Here is a 15,059-nt window from a genome sequence, read left to right as displayed (position 1 = left end):
AGGAACCATCCCCGCCCCTGATCGAGACGCGACACCCGTGCGGCATTCCAACCCCGCCCGCCACCGAGGCCGGGGGCATTTCAGCCCCGCCGGCGATTGAGGCGCGGGATGCGGGGCGGCGTTTCGGCCCCGCCCGCGATTAAGGCGGGCCGCCGGGGCGGCATGTCAACCCCGCCCGCCACCGAGGCCGGGGGCATTTCAGCGCCGCCGGCGATTGAGGCGCGGGATGCGGGGCGGAGCCCCGCTGAGCCCGGCGCAGCCGGGGGCGCTGGCGCGACGGCGGCACGGCCGAAGGCCCGGAACGGGTCCGGAACGGGTCCGGAACGGGTCCGGAACGGGTGAGGGGCGCACCCGCGCGGCGGGTGCGCCCCTCGTCGAGCCCTGCGGCGGCTACGCGCCCCGCAGCACCGCCCCGGCCCGCTCCGCGGCCAGCGCCACGGCCGCGTCACGCGCCGCCGTCGACTCCTCCGCCGTCAGCGTCCGGTCGGCCGCGCGGAAACGCAGCGCATACGCCAGGGACTTCTTGCCCTCCCCGACCTGCTCACCGGTGAACACGTCGAACAGCCGCAGCGATTCGAGGAGTTCGCCCGCGCCCTCGCGCAGCGCCGCCTCGACGTCAGCCGCCGGAACCGACGCGTCCACGATCAGCGCGACGTCCTGCGTCGCCACCGGGAAGGTGGAGATCCGCGGCGCCCGCACGGCCTCGCCGCCGGCCGCCGCGAGGCGGTCCAGGTCGAGTTCCATCGCGCTGGTCCGCGCCGGCAGGCCCATCGCCTTGACCACGCGCGGGTGCAGCTCACCGGCGTGGCCGATGACCGTTTCCACCCCGTCCAGGGTGACGACCAGCTCGGCGCACCGGCCCGGGTGCCACGGGCCGTACTGGCCCTGGCGCACCACGAGTTCCGCACCGGCCTCGACCGCCAGCGAGCGCGCGGCCTGCACCGCGTCCGCCCAGTCGGCCGGTCGGCCCTTGCCCCACCAGCCGGCCGCCTCACGCGCACCGGCCAGCACGACCGCGGCGTACCGCGGCTGGGCGGGCAGGGCCGCGTTCAGCGTGGCGATCTCCTCGTCCGTGGGACGCCGGTCGACGGGCAGCCGTACGGCGACACCCGCCCGCTCGCCGGCCAGGAAGACCGAACCGGTCTCGAAGAGCGCCAGGTCGTGGCTGCCCCGGCTGTCGTTGCGGCGCAGCGCGCCCAGCAGGCCCGGCAGCAGCGTCGTGCGCAGCGCCGGCTCTTCGTCGGAGATCGGGTTGACCAACTTGACGACCCGCCGGGCGGCGTCGTCCGCGGGCAGCTGGAGCTGGTCGAAGACGCCCTCGCCGAGGAACGGGTAGCTGAGCGCCTCGACGTAGCCCGCGCCGGCCAGCGCGCGACCGACCCGGCGGTGCAGCTGCTGCCGGGCGGTCAGACCGCGGCCGGACGGCACCTGGGGCAGGGTCGAGGGGAGGTTCCCGTAGCCCTCCAGCCGGATGACCTCTTCGGCGAGGTCGTTCGGCTCGGCGAGGTCGGGCCGCCAGGACGGGACGGTGACGACGAGCTCGTCCTGCCCGTAGACGTCGCAGCCGACCTCCTGGAGGCGGCGTACGACGGTCTCGCGGCCGTAGTCCATGCCCGCCACCCGGTCCGGGTGGTCCGCGCTCATCGCGATGGTGCGCGGGGCGCCCGGGGCGGTGAGCTCGGTGACGCCGGCCTCGGCGGTGCCGCCGGCGAGCAACACCAGCAGGTCGACGGTCCGCTGCGCGGCCGCGGCGGCGGCCTGCGGGTCGATGCCCCGCTCGAAGCGCTTGGACGCCTCGGAGGACAGCTTGAGCCGGCGGGCGGTGCGCGAGATCGACACGGAGTCGAAGTGCGCCGCCTCGATGACGACGTCCGTGGTGCCCGTGACCTGGCCGGTCTCCGGGTCCGTGACGGAGTCGGCGATCTCGGTGTTGGCGCCGCCCATGACACCGGCGAGCCCGATCGGCCCGCTGTTGTCGGTGATCACCAGGTCCTCGGCGTCGAGCGTGCGCTTGACCCCGTCGAGGGTGGTGAACTTCTCGCCCTGCTCGGCGCGGCGGACGCCGATGGCGCCGTCCAGGCGCGAGCGGTCGTACGCGTGCAGCGGCTGGCCGAGTTCCAGCATCACGTAGTTGGTGACGTCGACGGCGAGCGAGATCGGGCGCATGCCGGCCTTCTGCAGGCGGCGGGTGAGCCAGATCGGGGAGCGCGCCTCCGGGTCGAGACCGGTCACCGTACGGGCGGTGAAACGGTCGCAGCCGGCCGGGTCGTCGATCTTGACGAGGTAGCCGTACGAGTTCGGCGCGGGCACGTCCAGCAGCGCCGGGTCGCGCAGCGGCAGGCCGTAGGCGGTGGCGGCCTCACGGGCCACGCCGCGCATCGACATGCAGTAGCCGCGGTCCGGGGTGATGTCGATGTCGAGGACCTCGTCGACGAGCTGGAGCAGCTCGATCGCGTCGGTGCCCACCTCGTGCTCCGGCGGCAGCACGATGATCCCGTGCGTGCCGTCGTCGCCCATGCCCAGCTCCTCGCCGGAGCAGATCATGCCGTGCGAGGTCTTCCCGTACGTCTTGCGCGAGGCGATCGCGAAGTCGCCGGGCAGCACCGCGCCGGGCAGGACCACGACGACCTTGTCGCCGACGGAGAAGTTCCGGGCGCCGCAGACGATCTCCTGCGGCTCGCCGGTGCCGTTGGCCCGGCCGACGTCGACCGTGCAGAAGCGGATCGGCTTGCGGAAGCCCTCCAGCTCCTCGATGGTCAGGACCTGGCCGACGACCAGGGGGCCCTTGAGCCCGGCGCCGAGCTGCTCGACGGTCTCGACCTCCAGGCCGGCGTCGACGAGCTTGGCCGCGACGTCGCGACCGGTTTCACCCGCGGGGAGGTCGACGTACTCCCGCAGCCAGGAAAGCGGGACCCGCATCAGATCTCCATCCCGAACGGCCGGGTGAAACGGACGTCACCCTCGACCATGTCTCGCATGTCTTCTACGTTGTGGCGGAACATCAGCATCCGTTCGATGCCGAAGCCGAAGGCGAAGCCGCTGTACTTCTCCGGGTCGACGCCGCAGGCGACGAGCACCTTGGGGTTGACCATGCCGCAGCCGCCGAGCTCGATCCAGCCCTCGCTGGAGCAGGTACGGCACGGGCGGTCGGGGTTGCCCACCGACTCGCCGCGGCACACGTAGCACTGCATGTCCATCTCGGCGGACGGCTCGGTGAACGGGAAGAAGTGGGGGCGCAGGCGCGTGGTGGTGCCCTCGCCGAAGAGCTCCTGGACCATGTGGTCCATGGTGCCCTTGAGGTCCGCCATGGTCAGGCCCTCGTCCACGGCGAGCAGCTCGACCTGGTGGAAGACCGGGGTGTGCGTCGCGTCGAGCTCGTCGGTGCGGTACACCCGGCCCGGGCAGACGATGTAGACGGGCGGCTTGCGCTCCAGCAGCGAGCGCGCCTGCACCGGGGAGGTGTGGGTGCGCAGCACGACGCCGGACTCGTCGCCCTCGGTGCCGGCGGGCCCCTGGACGAAGAAGGTGTCCTGCATCTGGCGCGCCGGGTGGTCGGGCGTGAAGTTGAGGGCGTCGAAGTTGAACCACTCCGCCTCGACCTCGGGGCCCTCCGCGACCTCGTACCCCATGCCGACGAAGATGTCCGCGATGCGGTCCATCAGGGTGGTCAGGGGGTGGCGGGCGCCGGCCGGGACCCGGTCGTAGGGCAGCGTGACGTCCACTGCCTCCTCGACCAGCACCCGCTCGTCGCGCTCGGCTTCGAGCTCGACGGTGCGGGCCCCGAAGGCCTTGTTCACGGCGCCGCGGGCCTGGCCGACGCGCTTGCCGGCCTCGGCCTTGGCCTGGGGCGGCAGGGCGCCGATCTCGCGGTTGGCGAGCGCCAGGGGCGAGCGGTCGCCCATGTGCGCGGTCTTCGCCTCACGGAGCTCGTCGAGGTCGCCGGCGGCCGCGAAGGCGGCGAGCGCCTCGTCCCGCATGCGCTCGATCTCTTCCGGTTTCAGTGCCTCGACCTCGACAGGGTCGTACGACTTGTTCGGTGCCGACATCTCTTCCCGTACTTCCGATGGCTGGCTGGTGGTCCCCGTACGACTCGATCGGACCGATCGAAGCAGAGACACAAAGGTGCCAAAGCACGAGTCTAAAGGCCGCCGGGGGTGAAGGAGCCCGTGGGCCGCCTGGCGAGACGCTCCGCAGGGTTACTGCGTGAGGTAGGCCGGGGCGGCGACGGGCAGGATAAATCGGAACTCGGCGCCGCCGCCGGGGCCGCGGCCGACCGTGATGGTGCCACCGTGCGCCTCCACGATGCCCTTGACGATGTACAGGCCAAGGCCGGTGCCGCCGCGTTTGCTGCCCCGCCAGAAGCGGGTGAACACGCGGCCCATCGACTCCTCGGGGATGCCGGGGCCCTCGTCGGTCACGGTGACGGCGGTTCCCTTCTCGGTCTTCCCCGCGGCGTTCGCGAAGGTGGTCGGCGATACGTCGATGGTGACGGTTCCCTCACCGTGCCGCACCGCATTTTCGAGCAGGTTGCCCAGGATCTGGTCGATCTTGTCCGGGTCGGCCCACAGGTCGGGCAGCGGGCGGCTGACCCGTACGAGGAACCGGTCGGGGGCCTGCCCGTTCGCGGTCAGTGCCTGTACGTGCCGGCCGACGGCGGTGGCGATGTCCACCGGCTGCCGGCGCACCTCCAGACGCCCGGAGTCGATGCGGGAGATGTCCAGCAGCTCCGCGATCAGCCGGGTGACGCGGTTGGCGTCCGCGTCGACGGTCTCCAGCATCAGCAGCTTCTGGTCGTCGGTGAAGCGGCCCCACTTGGCGAGCAGCGTCGCGGTGAAGCCCTTGACGGAGGTCAGCGGGGAGCGCAGCTCGTGCGCGACGGTGGCGATCAGCTCGGCGTGGCTGCGCTCGGTGCGCCGCCGCGCCTCGGTGCCGCGCAGGGTGATCACCAGACGGCGCAGCGGGCCGGTGGGGTGGGTGCGTACGTAGCGGGCGGAGACCAGGACCTCCCGGCCGCCCGGGAGCAGCAGGTTCCGCTCGGGCTGCCCGCGCCGGGTGGCCAGGCCCCCGTACGGGTCGGTCAGCGTCCACCAGCGGCGGCCTTCGAGGTCCTCCAGCGGCAGCGCCCGGTCGATCCGTACGCCGAGGGCCTCGCCGGGCGCGAGCGCGGTGATCCGGGCGGCGGCGGAGTTGAAGCAGATGACCCGGCCGGTGTGGTCGGCGACGACCAACCCGTCGGGCAGGTCGTCGGCGTCTATCCCCAGGGCCCCCAGGTCCGCCGGGGCGGCCTGGGCGGGAACGGCGCGGCCCGACGGCCCGGCCTCTCCGGCATCCGCCGGAGAGCTGTTCGTACCGACGCTCATGTCCCCGCTACCCCACATCTCCGAGTACCGCAGTGGGCCCCCCGGGCCGCCACATTACTAGCTGGGGGTCACGGAGCGGCACCCTCCGGACGCCCGCTGTGCACGCGCGGACGCGTACAGGCACACCGCGGCGGCCGTGGCGAGGTTCAGGCTCTCCGCCTTGCCGTGGATCGGGACGCGTACGACGGCGTCCGCCAGCGCCCGGGTCTCCTCGGGCAGCCCCCACGCCTCGTTGCCGAACACCCAGGCGGTGGGGCCGCCCATGGTGCCCGCGTCCAGTTCGGCGTCCAGGTCGTCCTCGCCGGCGCCGTCGGCCGCCAGGATGCGCACGCCCGCCGCCCGCAGCCCCTGTACGGCCTGCTCGACCGGCACCCCGACCGCCACCGGCAGGTGGAAGAGGGAGCCCACGGAAGCCCGTACGGACTTCGGGTTGTACAGGTCCACGGAGGCGTCGGTCAGCACCACCGCGTCGGCGCCGGCCGCGTCGGCGCAGCGCAGCACCGTACCGGCGTTGCCGGGGTCGCGGACGTGCGCGAGGACGGCGACCAGCTTGGGGCCGGCCTCCAGGATGTCCTCGAACGGCGAATCGAGGAAACGGCAGACGCCGACCAGCCCCTGCGGGGTGACGGTCTGCGAGACCTCGGCGAGCACCTCGTCGTCGGCGTAGTGCACGCGCGCCCCGGCCAGCAGGGCGGCTTCGACGATGTCGGCGTACCGCTCGGCGGCCTCGACGGTGGCGAACAGCTCGATCAGGGTCGGCGTACCACCGGGGCCGCGGTGCTCGACGGCCTCGCGGACCGCCTGCGGGCCCTCGGCGATGAACCGGCGCTCCTTGGTGCGGAAGTTGCGTCGCGCCAGGCGCTTGGCGGCGGCCACCCGCGGGGATCGGGGGGAGATCGGCTCGGCGGGGTAACCCATGGTGTCTGCGGTTCTCTCTCGGGCTCGGGGGTCCGGGGCGGACGGGGCCGGCGGGGTCGCGGCGCTGCGGCCGCGGGCGGGCGGGGTGAAAACACACCCGGGCGGGCCGCCCGGGTGAAAGCACACGGACCCGCAGGCGAATCGCCTGCGGGTCCGTGGGTGCCGACTGCGTTACGCGGCCGGCCAGTCCTTAGGCAGCGGCCTTCGGGGCGTTGACGTCGGCCGGGAGGGCCTTCTGCGCGACCTCGACCAGCGCGGCGAACGCGTTGGCGTCGTTGACGGCCAGCTCCGCGAGGATCTTGCGGTCCACCTCGATGTTGGCGGCCTTGAGACCCTGGATGAGGCGGTTGTACGTCATGCCGTTCTGGCGGGCAGCGGCGTTGATGCGCTGGATCCACAGCTGACGGAAGTCGCCCTTGCGCTTCTTGCGGTCGTTGAAGTTGTAGACCAGCGAGTGGGTGACCTGCTCCTTGGCCTTGCGGTACAGGCGCGAACGCTGACCGCGGTAGCCGGAGGCCGCCTCGAGGATCGCCCGGCGCTTCTTGTGGGCGTTTACTGCCCGCTTGACGCGTGCCACTTTTTAACTCCTTGTAGCGGGGCCGTGGGTGTCTTCACACGGCCCGAATTCAGATGGGGTCCCGGTCTCGACGTACCGCTCCCGCGAGGGGAGCGGGGCACGTCACTTGCCGAGAAGCTTCTTGATCTTCGCGGCGTCGCCGGGGGCCATCTCCGCGGTGCCGGTCAGGCGGCGGGTGACACGGGACGACTTGTGCTCGAGCAGGTGGCGCTTGCCGGCGCGCTCACGGAGCACCTTGCCGGAGCCGGTGATCTTGAAGCGCTTCTTGGAACCGCTGTGCGTCTTGTTCTTCGGCATAGCGCCGTTATCTCCTCGTCGGTGGCGCTCCCGCCGGTCCTGGGGACCGGCTGACGGGAGCGTCATGTTGTGTCGGTGATTCCGAGACGGGCTGCCTCGGGATCAGGCCTCGGCAGATGCCTCGTGGGAGGTGTCCGCCTCGTCGGAGGCGGCCTCGGCGGAGACGTCTGCCTCGTCGGCGTCGGCCTCGACGGCGGTGGCGGCTTCCTCGGAAGCCTCCTCCTCGCCGGCGGGGGCCACGCCCTGGCGCTCGGCCTTGCGGGCGGCCTGCGCCTCGCGGGCTTCGGCCATCGCCTCGGTCTTCTTCTTGTGCGGACCGAGAACCATGATCATGTTTCGGCCGTCCTGCTTCGGGTTCGACTCGATGAACCCGAGGTCCTCGACGTCCGAAGCGAGACGCTGCAGCAGTCGGTAGCCGAGTTCCGGCCGGGACTGCTCGCGACCACGGAACATGATCGTGATCTTGACCTTGTCGCCCTGCTTGAGGAACCGAACGACGTGACCCTTCTTGGTGTCATAGTCGTGCGGGTCGATCTTCGGCCGGAGCTTCATTTCCTTGATGACCGTGTGCGCCTGGTTCTTGCGCGCCTCACGGGCCTTCATGGCCGACTCGTACTTGAACTTGCCGTAGTCCATGAGCTTGCAGACCGGCGGGCGTGCGGACGCCGCGACCTCGACCAGGTCGAGGTCGTACTCCTGCGCGAGCTCAAGCGCCTTGGCAAGCGGCACGATGCCGACCTGCTCGCCGCTGGGACCGACGAGTCGTACCTCGGGAACGCGAATCCGGTCGTTGATGCGGGGCTCGGTGCTGATGGATCCTCCTCGGTAGCACCACACGACTGCCTGGCAGACAGCCGTTGACGTTGGTGTCGTCAGACCGGCCGCGGCGGGAACCAAAAAAGCCCCGCCGGGACACAGGCAGGGGCTCCAACACAACCGGAGCACCGTCGCGTGCGAACCGCGGGGCGCAGACTCGGGCGGCTTTCCATCGTCCGTACGGAACGATGGATGCCACCAGACCGGTGACCCGCCGCCCCGGAAGGCGGTCAGGTGGGAGAATCGGAGCCTCCACTTGTGGGCCGGGGACACAGGTCTCCGGCCGGTCGTAGCCCAATATAGCATTCCGCGCCAGAGCCGCTCACCCGGAGCCGGGCGGTCCGCGGCCGGCGCGGCCCGGCTTATCGTGTGGAGCATGACTGACGCGACCCCCACCCCCGCCACCGAGGACGGCTCCACGCCGGACGCCCCCGACTACGACGCCATGACCCGCGACATCGCGGACGTGCCCGCCGTCGAGGTGATCACGACGGTGGCCGTGCACCTGCTGAGCGCCGCGGCGGTCAACCTGGGGCTGGACAAGCCCGACTCCGAGCACAAGGACCTCGACGAGGCCCGCAAGCTGATCACGGCCCTCGCCGGCCTGGTCACCGCGAGCGCCACCGAGATCAGCTCCTTCCACGCGGCCCCGCTGCGCGACGGCCTCAAGTCGCTCCAGCTGGCCTTCCGCGAGGCCTCGGTCGTACCGGACGAGCCGGGCCAGGGGCCGGGCGAGAAGTTCACGGGTCCGGTGTACGCGTAACCCCCGCACCCCCACCGCACTGACCGCAAGGGCCGGGACCGCCGCCGAGCGGCTGTCCCGGCCCTTGCGCGTACCTGCGCGCGCTCACCCGGGCTGCGGGCCCGGCCTCAGCGGGTGAAGAGGGGCTCCCCCGGCGGCGGCGCGGCGGCCGACGGCAGCAGGGCCAGGTCCAGCCCGCGCACCAGCCGGCCGCGCAGGGTCTCGTCGGCCGCGAGCGCCTCGGCGACCCGGCGGGCGGCGGCCGGGCCCCCGGCGTCGGAGACCGGCACGATCGCGAGGGTGCCGTCGGAGCCGGCGCTCCCCGGGCCGAGATGGGCGCGCAGCACGTCGGGCTCCCCCGCCACCGCCGCCCGTACGGCCTCGCGCACGGCGGGATCGGCCAGCGGGTCCGGGTCCGTACGGCCCTCCGCGAGGGCGAGCAGGGCCGGACCGGTGAGCTGGTACGGGACGGGGCCGGCCAGGTCGAGCACGACCGTGTCGGCCTTCTCGTGCGCGGCGGCGGCCAGGGCCTGGTGCAGCGGGACCGCCACCGGGCGGGCCGCCGGGTCCCACAGCGCCAGCGAGGCGGTGGAGGTGAAGGCCGGCAGGGCCCGGCGGTTGCCCGCGGTCAGCGTAGGGACGGCCATGTCGCTGGTCTTCTCGCGCCGCAGCCCCGTCTCGGGGTCGGTTTCGACCTCCCCGAGCACGGCGACGACGGGCACCAGCAGACGCGCGCCCTTGAGGGCGGCCAGCACCTGCGGTTCGCGCGAGCGGTCCTGCGCCCAGGCGGCCAGGGCCGCGCTCAGGGCGGGATCGGCGGAGCCGTCGTCGTCGGAGAAACCGGGGTCGGGAATGTTCTTGTTCGCCACAGTTACCCGACCCTATCCCGCCGCGGGCCGCGCGGGCGCCGGGCCAGTACGGCGGCCACCACGAGCAGCGCCACTCCCGCGGCGGCCGCCGCGGGCGCGCCCAGGCGCGGCCGGCGCTCGGTGCGTCCGGCCGGCTCCGGGCCGGGGCCGAAGTAGGCGCGTCCGGCGGCGACCGGGGTGGGCAGGGCGGCTTCCGGCCGGAGCCCCGCCGCGCCCTGGAGCGCGGCGGCGGCGTCCACGGTGCCGTACCCGCGGGAGTCGTCGCGGCCGCCGGCCGGGGCGTCCGAGGCGGTGTCCCGCAGCAGCTTCTTGATCTGTGCCGGGGACAGGCCCGGATGGGCGGCCTTGACCAGGGCGACCGTGCCGGAGACGAACGCGGCGGCGGCGCTGGTGCCCCAGCCCTCGTAGTAGCTGCGGTCGGGATCGGCGATGACCACGTCGACGCCGGGGGCGCTGACGGTGGCGTACCAGTGGCGGGTCGAGAAGCCGGCCTTCCTGCCCCTGCGGTCGACGGCGGCGACGGCGATCACCCCGGGGTAGGCGGCCGGGTACGAGGCGGGGTCGCCGTGCTCGCCGCCGTTGCCCGCGGAGGCGACGACGACCACGCCCTTGCCGAGGGCGTACTGGACGGCCTCGTCCTCGGCGCCTTCGTGGTGGGCGGATTCGCTGTCGTCGCCCAGCGAGAGGTTGATGACGTCCGCGCCGTGGTCGGCGGCCCAGCGGATGCCTTCGGCCAGGGCGCCCGACTTGCTGTCGCGGGCCTTGGCGCGGCCGGGGTCGCTCTCCTCCAGGATCACCCGGACCGGGAGGATCCTGGCGCGCGGGGCGACGCCTAGCACGCCGTCGGCGCGGTCGGGGCCGTGGCCCCGACCGGCGATGATGGCGGCCATCGCGGTGCCGTGGCGGGCCCAGGCGCGGTCGCCGGGCCCGGCGCCCATGGCGACGAGGTCGGCGCCGTCGAGGACCTGGCCGGTGAGGTCGGGGTGGGTGCCGTCGACGCCCGTGTCGAGGACGGCCACGGTGACCCCCTCGCCCTGGGTGGTGCCCCAGGCCTCTTCGGCGCGCAGGGTGAGCAGCCCCCACTGGCGGTCGCGGATGGTGTCGGCGGTCGCGGGGTGGGCCGTGGCGGCGGTGAGGACGGCGGCCAGGGTCACGGCGGCGGCCGTGCGGGGTCGGCTCATCGGGCGGGTTCCGGGTCCGTGCGGTGCGCAGCGGGCGGGGCGGCGAGGTCCTCGACGGCGCGTTCGATCCGACCGGCGACGGCCTTGGCCTCGTGGCCGAGTCCCGCCTGGGCCGGCGCCCCGGTGGCTCCGGGGCGGGCCGCCTCCTCCGCGGGCTGGGGCGCGTCCTGCACCCGGCCGTCGGCGAAGGCGGAGACGGCGTAGACCACGGCCGGTGCCCCGGCGACGACGCTCGCCGTCCAGGTGGCCCGCTGGGCGTCGGTGAAGCCGTAGGCGGAGGGGGCGGGGAGGTGACCCCGCAGCCCGTCCATGGCGGCGGGGCCGGCGGTGGTGAAGACGAGGCCGACGCTGACCAGGGAGCTGCGGGTGGAGTCGGTGTAGGTGGCGCGCAGGACGTGGGCGCAGCCGGTGGGGGCCAGGGCGGAGCGCCAGTCGGCGGCCAGGGCGGTGGGGCCGCAGTCGGCGGCGGGGGCGAGCGCGACCCGGGTCCAGGTCCGGTCGGCGCCCCCGGGGCCGTCGCCGGGGCCCTCCAGCACGGGTGGCAGGAGCCGGTCGGCCGGGGCGTTGCGCCACAGCGACGCGGCCGCGCGGTAGGCGGCTTCGGCGGTGGGGGTGCGCCGGGCGGCGCGGTGGTCGCTCCAGGCGGTGGCGCCGGCCCCGGCGGTGAGGCCGGCGCCGAGGAGCGCGCAGAGCACGGCGGCGGTGACCCGGGCGGGGCTGCGGGGGCCGGCGGCGGGGGCCGCTTCGGGTCCGGCGAGGTGCGCGGGCAGCGGTGTGGACGTCGTCATCCGGCGGCTGGCCCCCCGTTCGTCCGCTGCGGCCTTGTCCGTACTCTACGAGGTCGCGCGGGCCCGCCCGCGGTCTCCCCCCGTGGCGCGGGACGGTCCAACGGACCTCGACGGACCCCTACCCACGGGTACACCCGCGTGGCAGGCTGCCGCCATGACTTCCGACCGTGCCCGGTACGACGCGGCCACCGCCCACCTCGACGCGCCGCTGGCGATCGTCGACCTGGAGGCGTTCGACGCCAACGCCGACGACGTGGTCCGCCGGGCCGGCGGCAAACCGGTCCGCGTGGCCAGCAAGTCCGTGCGGTGCCGGGCGCTCCTGGAACGGGTGCTGGCCCGGCCCGGGTTCGCCGGGATCATGTCGTACACCCTCGCGGAGAGCATCTGGCTGGCCCGCTCCGGTTTCGAGGACGTGCTCCTGGCGTACCCCAGCGCCGACCGCTCCGGCTTCGCCGAGCTCGCCGGGGACCCGAAGCTCGCCGCCGCCGTCACCGTGATGGTCGACGACCCCGCGCAGCTGGAGCTGATCGACCGCTCCCGCGACGGCGGCGTCCAGGAGGTCCGGGTCTGCCTGGAGCTGGACACCGCGCTGCACCTGCTCGGCGGCAGGATCCGTGTCGGGGCCCGGCGTTCGCCGCTGCGCGAGCCGGACCAGCTCGCCTCGCTCGCCCGCGCGGTCGGTGCCCGTCCGGGGTTCCGGGTGGTGGGGCTGATGGGCTACGAGGGCCACGTCGCCGGGGTCGGTGACCTCCTCGCGGGGCGCCCCGTGCGCTCCCGGGTGATCCGGCTGATGCAGGCCGCGGCGCGCAAGGAACTCGCCGCCCGTCGCGCCGAGGTGGTACGGGCGGTGCGGGCCGTCGTCCCGGACCTGGAGTTCGTCAACGGCGGTGGTACCGGGAGCGTGCAGCACACCGCCGCGGAGGAGGCGGTCACCGAGATCGCCGCCGGGTCGGGGCTGTACGTGCCGCGCCTGTTCGACAACTACACCTCGTTCCGGGGCCGCCCGGCGGCGCTGTTCGCCCAGCCCGTGGTGCGCAGGCCCGGGGTCGGGGTGGTGACGGTGCTCGGCGGCGGCTACCCGGCCTCCGGCGCGGCCGGCCCGGACCGGCTGCCGGAGCCGTACCTGCCGCGGGGGCTGCACTACGACCCGCAGGAGGGCGCGGGCGAGGTGCAGACGCCGCTGCTGGGCGCCCCGGCCGACGACCTGCTGATCGGGGACCGGGTCTGGTTCCGTCATGCGAAGGCCGGCGAGCTGTGCGAGCGCTTCGACGCGCTGCACCTGGTCGAGGGCGACCGGGTCACGGCCACCGTCCCGACCTACCGGGGTGAGGGCCGCACCTTCCTGTGACCGCGGCGGGCGTTCGTGCCCGCGGCCCGGGCGGTGACCGCCTCCGGTGCGCGCGGCCCCGGGGAATTTCCGGATGACCGCGGTCCGTACCGGCACGTAACGTGCCGTCCATGGACCCGCTCACCGAACAACAGATCCGTTCGTCCTTCGTGAACTGCAGCAAGGGCGAGGCGGCCCGGCTGAAACTGCCCCTGGACTTCGCCGAACTCCCCTGGAAGGACCTGGACTTCCTGGGGTGGGTGGATCCGGGCGCGCCGCTGCGCGCCCACATCGTGCGTCCCGGTACGGACGGTCCTCCCGTCGGCATCACGCTGCGGGTCCCGGGTGCGAACCGGGCGGGCGCCTTCAAGTCCAGCATCTGCCAGATATGCCTGACCGGGCACGCCTCCTCCGGTGTCGCCCTCCTCGTCGCGCCCCTGGCGGGGGCCCGCGGCCGGGAGGGCAACAGCGTGGGCACGTACCTCTGCGCCGACCTGGCGTGCTCCCTCTACATGCGGGGCAAGCGGCAGCCGAAGCTGCGCACCCGCGGCTACGAGGAGACGCTGTCCGTGGAGGAGCGCATCGCGCGCGCCGAGGCGAACCTGGACGCCTTCGCCGCCAAGGTCACCGGCTGACGTCGCGGGCCGGGTCCTGTCCGGACGGTCGCCGCGGGCCCGGAAGACGGCCCGGACGGCGCCCGGACGGGGCCTGGTACACGGAGTCCGTCTGGTCCGGGACGACGCTCGTGTCGGTCCGGCGGACGGGGCCCGGGGTGCCGTCGTGGTCGACGTAGCCCGTCGTCGCGCACGGGTACGGAGTGTCCTTCCGCTTCTTCGGTTCGATGAACATCGGGTTCACGATCCACTTGCCGTCGCTGTTGTCGTAGGCGCGGCACATCAGTTCGTTCTTGTTCCGGTTCAGTACGAGCCGCAGCGCGGTCGCGTCGCGCAGCAACGAGACGTCGGTGTCGGAGTCGCCCGCGGCGAAGACCTGGCGCCGGGCGGCCGGCTGGACCTCCTCGGCGGCGGCTCCCCGCACCCCGAGGACCTCCTGGTTGATCCAGCAGCGCTTGCCGTCGATGTAGGTGGTCATCGTGTCGGCGCCGTCCTCGACCGACCCGCAGCCGCGCAGGTGGGAGGTGTACCTGCCGCCGGAGGTGGTGGTGTTGCGTATGCCGATGACGTGGTCCGCGCCGACTCCCACGCCCTTCGCCCAGACCTCCACCACGGGCTGGGGTGACGCCGAGGTGATCCACACGTCGAAGCCGGCCCCGCGCAGAGCGCCGATCAGGTCCCGCTGCTGGTCGTAGTAGCGGACCCAGGCGGTGGTGGTGGCGCTGCCGACCCGCTGGGTGGCTCCGACCGGTGCGGCGAGGTTCTCGGCCCGCGCGGCGGCCGCGAAGGCGCGGACCTCGGCGGGGCGCCAGCCCTGGGTCAGCTGCGACAGCCAGGCGTAGGCGGGTTCGAGCGTACGGTGGTCCCAGCCGGCGAAGGCGGGGGCTCCGGCCCTGGTCGTGGCGGTGCCGTAGACGGCCAGCACCTCGTCCGCGCAGGCCGTGCCCGCGGGGGTGCCGGTGGGCAGCGGGGCGCCGGGGCGGGCGAGGGGGTCGCAGGCGGCCGCGAGGGCCCGGACGGCGGCCGGGGTGAGGTAGCGGCTGGTGGCGGACCAGTCGCCGGTCGCGGGGCGGCGTATCTTCCCGCCGCGCAGCAGCCAGTACATGGTGGCGTCGCCGACGTCGTTCTTGACGACGGTGTTGTCCCAGTCGAAGACGGCGACGGGCTTGGTGCGGGTCGGCCGGTACGGGTCGCACGTGCCGTACCGGTCGATCAGCTGCTGGAGCCGCGCCCGGTTGTCCCCGTACCAGCCGGCCGCGAGCTTCGGGGTGGTGCAGCGGGCGGCGGGCACGGCCTGGGCCGCGGGCGCGCCGGCGGCGAGGGCACCGGCGCAGAGGGTGACGGCGGCGGCCACGGCCTGGAGCCGCTGGGCGCGGGTGGGTCGGGCCACTGGCGTGGACCCTCCTGTTCTGCGGAGATCACGGAGATCACGGAGGTCGTCGGGGACGGTGGAGCACGGCAGCCGGGGGGGGGGGGGCGGCGGGGGCCGGCGGGGGGGGGGGGGGGGGGGGGGGGGGGGGCCGGGGGGGGGGGCGCCCGGACCCCCACGACCCACCCCCCAGAACCACAA

14 protein-coding genes are annotated in these 15,059 nt (G+C 74.0%); 3 read left to right on the top strand and 11 right to left on the bottom strand.

Translation table 11 applies throughout. The annotated features are described in order from the left end of the window. Positions 1–390 precede the first annotated feature (390 nt). From pheT to infC, 7 genes are all read right to left on the bottom strand, one after another. A complete protein-coding gene (gene pheT, locus ACIA6C_RS24600; protein ID WP_399278961.1) occupies positions 391–2,919 on the bottom strand; it encodes a phenylalanine--tRNA ligase subunit beta in 2,529 nt (842 codons plus the stop codon). Then, positions 2,919–4,046 (bottom strand): phenylalanine--tRNA ligase subunit alpha, encoded by a 1,128-nt coding sequence (pheS, locus tag ACIA6C_RS24595; protein ID WP_329193822.1) that lies wholly within the window; start codon positions 4,044–4,046, stop codon positions 2,919–2,921. Before pheS ends, pheT begins: the two co-directional genes overlap by 1 nt. Before the next feature lie 150 nt (positions 4,047–4,196). Next, positions 4,197–5,360 (bottom strand): ATP-binding protein, encoded by a 1,164-nt coding sequence (locus ACIA6C_RS24590; protein ID WP_399278957.1) that lies wholly within the window; start codon positions 5,358–5,360, stop codon positions 4,197–4,199. A 57-nt stretch (positions 5,361–5,417) separates the two neighbouring features. Next, positions 5,418–6,278, bottom strand: a complete 861-nt coding sequence (locus ACIA6C_RS24585; protein WP_366081181.1) for an RNA methyltransferase — start codon at positions 6,276–6,278, stop codon at positions 5,418–5,420. A gap of 190 nt (positions 6,279–6,468) precedes the next feature. Next, positions 6,469–6,855: a 50S ribosomal protein L20 gene (gene rplT, locus ACIA6C_RS24580; protein ID WP_007263143.1), complete on the bottom strand. Its 387-nt coding sequence runs from the start codon at positions 6,853–6,855 to the stop codon at positions 6,469–6,471. A gap of 102 nt (positions 6,856–6,957) precedes the next feature. Then, positions 6,958–7,152 (bottom strand): 50S ribosomal protein L35, encoded by a 195-nt coding sequence (gene rpmI / locus ACIA6C_RS24575; RefSeq protein WP_030387121.1) that lies wholly within the window; start codon positions 7,150–7,152, stop codon positions 6,958–6,960. Positions 7,153–7,254: 102 nt separating this feature from the next. Then, complete coding sequence (infC, locus tag ACIA6C_RS24570) at positions 7,255–7,989, bottom strand: translation initiation factor IF-3 (protein WP_329193828.1); 735 nt, start codon at positions 7,987–7,989, stop codon at positions 7,255–7,257. A 355-nt stretch (positions 7,990–8,344) separates the two neighbouring features. Between infC and ACIA6C_RS24565 the strand changes: the two genes are divergently transcribed. Next, positions 8,345–8,731, top strand: a complete 387-nt coding sequence (locus tag ACIA6C_RS24565) for a DUF1844 domain-containing protein (protein ID WP_361133435.1) — start codon at positions 8,345–8,347, stop codon at positions 8,729–8,731. Between the two features lie 107 nt (positions 8,732–8,838). Here the strand turns inward: ACIA6C_RS24565 and ACIA6C_RS24560 are convergent, their stop codons facing one another. Genes ACIA6C_RS24560 through ACIA6C_RS24550 form a run of 3 tightly spaced genes read right to left on the bottom strand, consistent with a single transcriptional unit; the run spans position 8,839 to position 11,548 of the window. Further along, on the bottom strand, positions 8,839–9,579 hold the full coding sequence (locus tag ACIA6C_RS24560) for an SseB family protein (RefSeq protein WP_399278954.1): 741 nt from the start codon (positions 9,577–9,579) through the stop codon (positions 8,839–8,841). A 2-nt stretch (positions 9,580–9,581) separates the two neighbouring features. Next, positions 9,582–10,760: a type VII secretion-associated serine protease mycosin gene (gene mycP / locus ACIA6C_RS24555; protein ID WP_399278952.1), complete on the bottom strand. Its 1,179-nt coding sequence runs from the start codon at positions 10,758–10,760 to the stop codon at positions 9,582–9,584. Beyond that, positions 10,757–11,548 (bottom strand): hypothetical protein, encoded by a 792-nt coding sequence (locus ACIA6C_RS24550; RefSeq protein ID WP_399278949.1) that lies wholly within the window; start codon positions 11,546–11,548, stop codon positions 10,757–10,759. Before ACIA6C_RS24550 ends, mycP begins: the two co-directional genes overlap by 4 nt. Before the next feature lie 154 nt (positions 11,549–11,702). On the opposite strand from ACIA6C_RS24550, the gene ACIA6C_RS24545 reads away from it, so the two are divergent. Together ACIA6C_RS24545 and ACIA6C_RS24540 are read left to right on the top strand one after the other, a co-directional pair. Then, on the top strand, positions 11,703–12,896 hold the full coding sequence (locus ACIA6C_RS24545) for an amino acid deaminase/aldolase (protein ID WP_399278947.1): 1,194 nt from the start codon (positions 11,703–11,705) through the stop codon (positions 12,894–12,896). A gap of 110 nt (positions 12,897–13,006) precedes the next feature. Further along, positions 13,007–13,510, top strand: a complete 504-nt coding sequence (locus ACIA6C_RS24540; protein ID WP_399278945.1) for an FBP domain-containing protein — start codon at positions 13,007–13,009, stop codon at positions 13,508–13,510. Here ACIA6C_RS24540 and ACIA6C_RS24535 read toward each other — a convergent pair. Further along, positions 13,500–14,879 carry a haloacid dehalogenase-like hydrolase gene (locus tag ACIA6C_RS24535; protein ID WP_399278943.1) on the bottom strand — a complete coding sequence of 460 codons (1,380 nt, stop codon included), beginning with the start codon at positions 14,877–14,879 and terminating at the stop codon, positions 13,500–13,502. The genes ACIA6C_RS24540 and ACIA6C_RS24535 overlap by 11 nt on opposite strands. Positions 14,880–15,059 lie beyond the last annotated feature (180 nt).

This window comes from Streptomyces sp. NPDC051578, from assembly GCF_044454045.1.
Classification (GTDB): Bacteria; Actinomycetota; Actinomycetes; order Streptomycetales; family Streptomycetaceae; genus Streptomyces.
The sequence above is the reverse complement of the archived record's forward strand: the minus strand, read 5'-3'. Positions and strand labels throughout refer to the sequence as shown.

What these genes read in the sequence shown, in the direction of transcription:
- pheT (WP_399278961.1), bottom strand. Translation starts at nt 2,919, where the DNA reads ATGCGGGTCCCGCTTTCCTGGCTGCGGGAGTACGTCGACCTCCCCGCG.
- pheS (WP_329193822.1), bottom strand. Translation starts at nt 4,046, where the DNA reads ATGTCGGCACCGAACAAGTCGTACGACCCTGTCGAGGTCGAGGCACTG.
- ACIA6C_RS24590 (WP_399278957.1), bottom strand. Translation starts at nt 5,360, where the DNA reads ATGAGCGTCGGTACGAACAGCTCTCCGGCGGATGCCGGAGAGGCCGGG.
- ACIA6C_RS24585 (WP_366081181.1), bottom strand. Translation starts at nt 6,278, where the DNA reads ATGGGTTACCCCGCCGAGCCGATCTCCCCCCGATCCCCGCGGGTGGCC.
- rpmI (WP_030387121.1), bottom strand. Translation starts at nt 7,152, where the DNA reads ATGCCGAAGAACAAGACGCACAGCGGTTCCAAGAAGCGCTTCAAGATC.
- ACIA6C_RS24565 (WP_361133435.1), top strand. Translation starts at nt 8,345, where the DNA reads ATGACTGACGCGACCCCCACCCCCGCCACCGAGGACGGCTCCACGCCG.
- mycP (WP_399278952.1), bottom strand. Translation starts at nt 10,760, where the DNA reads ATGAGCCGACCCCGCACGGCCGCCGCCGTGACCCTGGCCGCCGTCCTC.
- ACIA6C_RS24550 (WP_399278949.1), bottom strand. Translation starts at nt 11,548, where the DNA reads ATGACGACGTCCACACCGCTGCCCGCGCACCTCGCCGGACCCGAAGCG.
- ACIA6C_RS24545 (WP_399278947.1), top strand. Translation starts at nt 11,703, where the DNA reads ATGACTTCCGACCGTGCCCGGTACGACGCGGCCACCGCCCACCTCGAC.
- ACIA6C_RS24540 (WP_399278945.1), top strand. Translation starts at nt 13,007, where the DNA reads ATGGACCCGCTCACCGAACAACAGATCCGTTCGTCCTTCGTGAACTGC.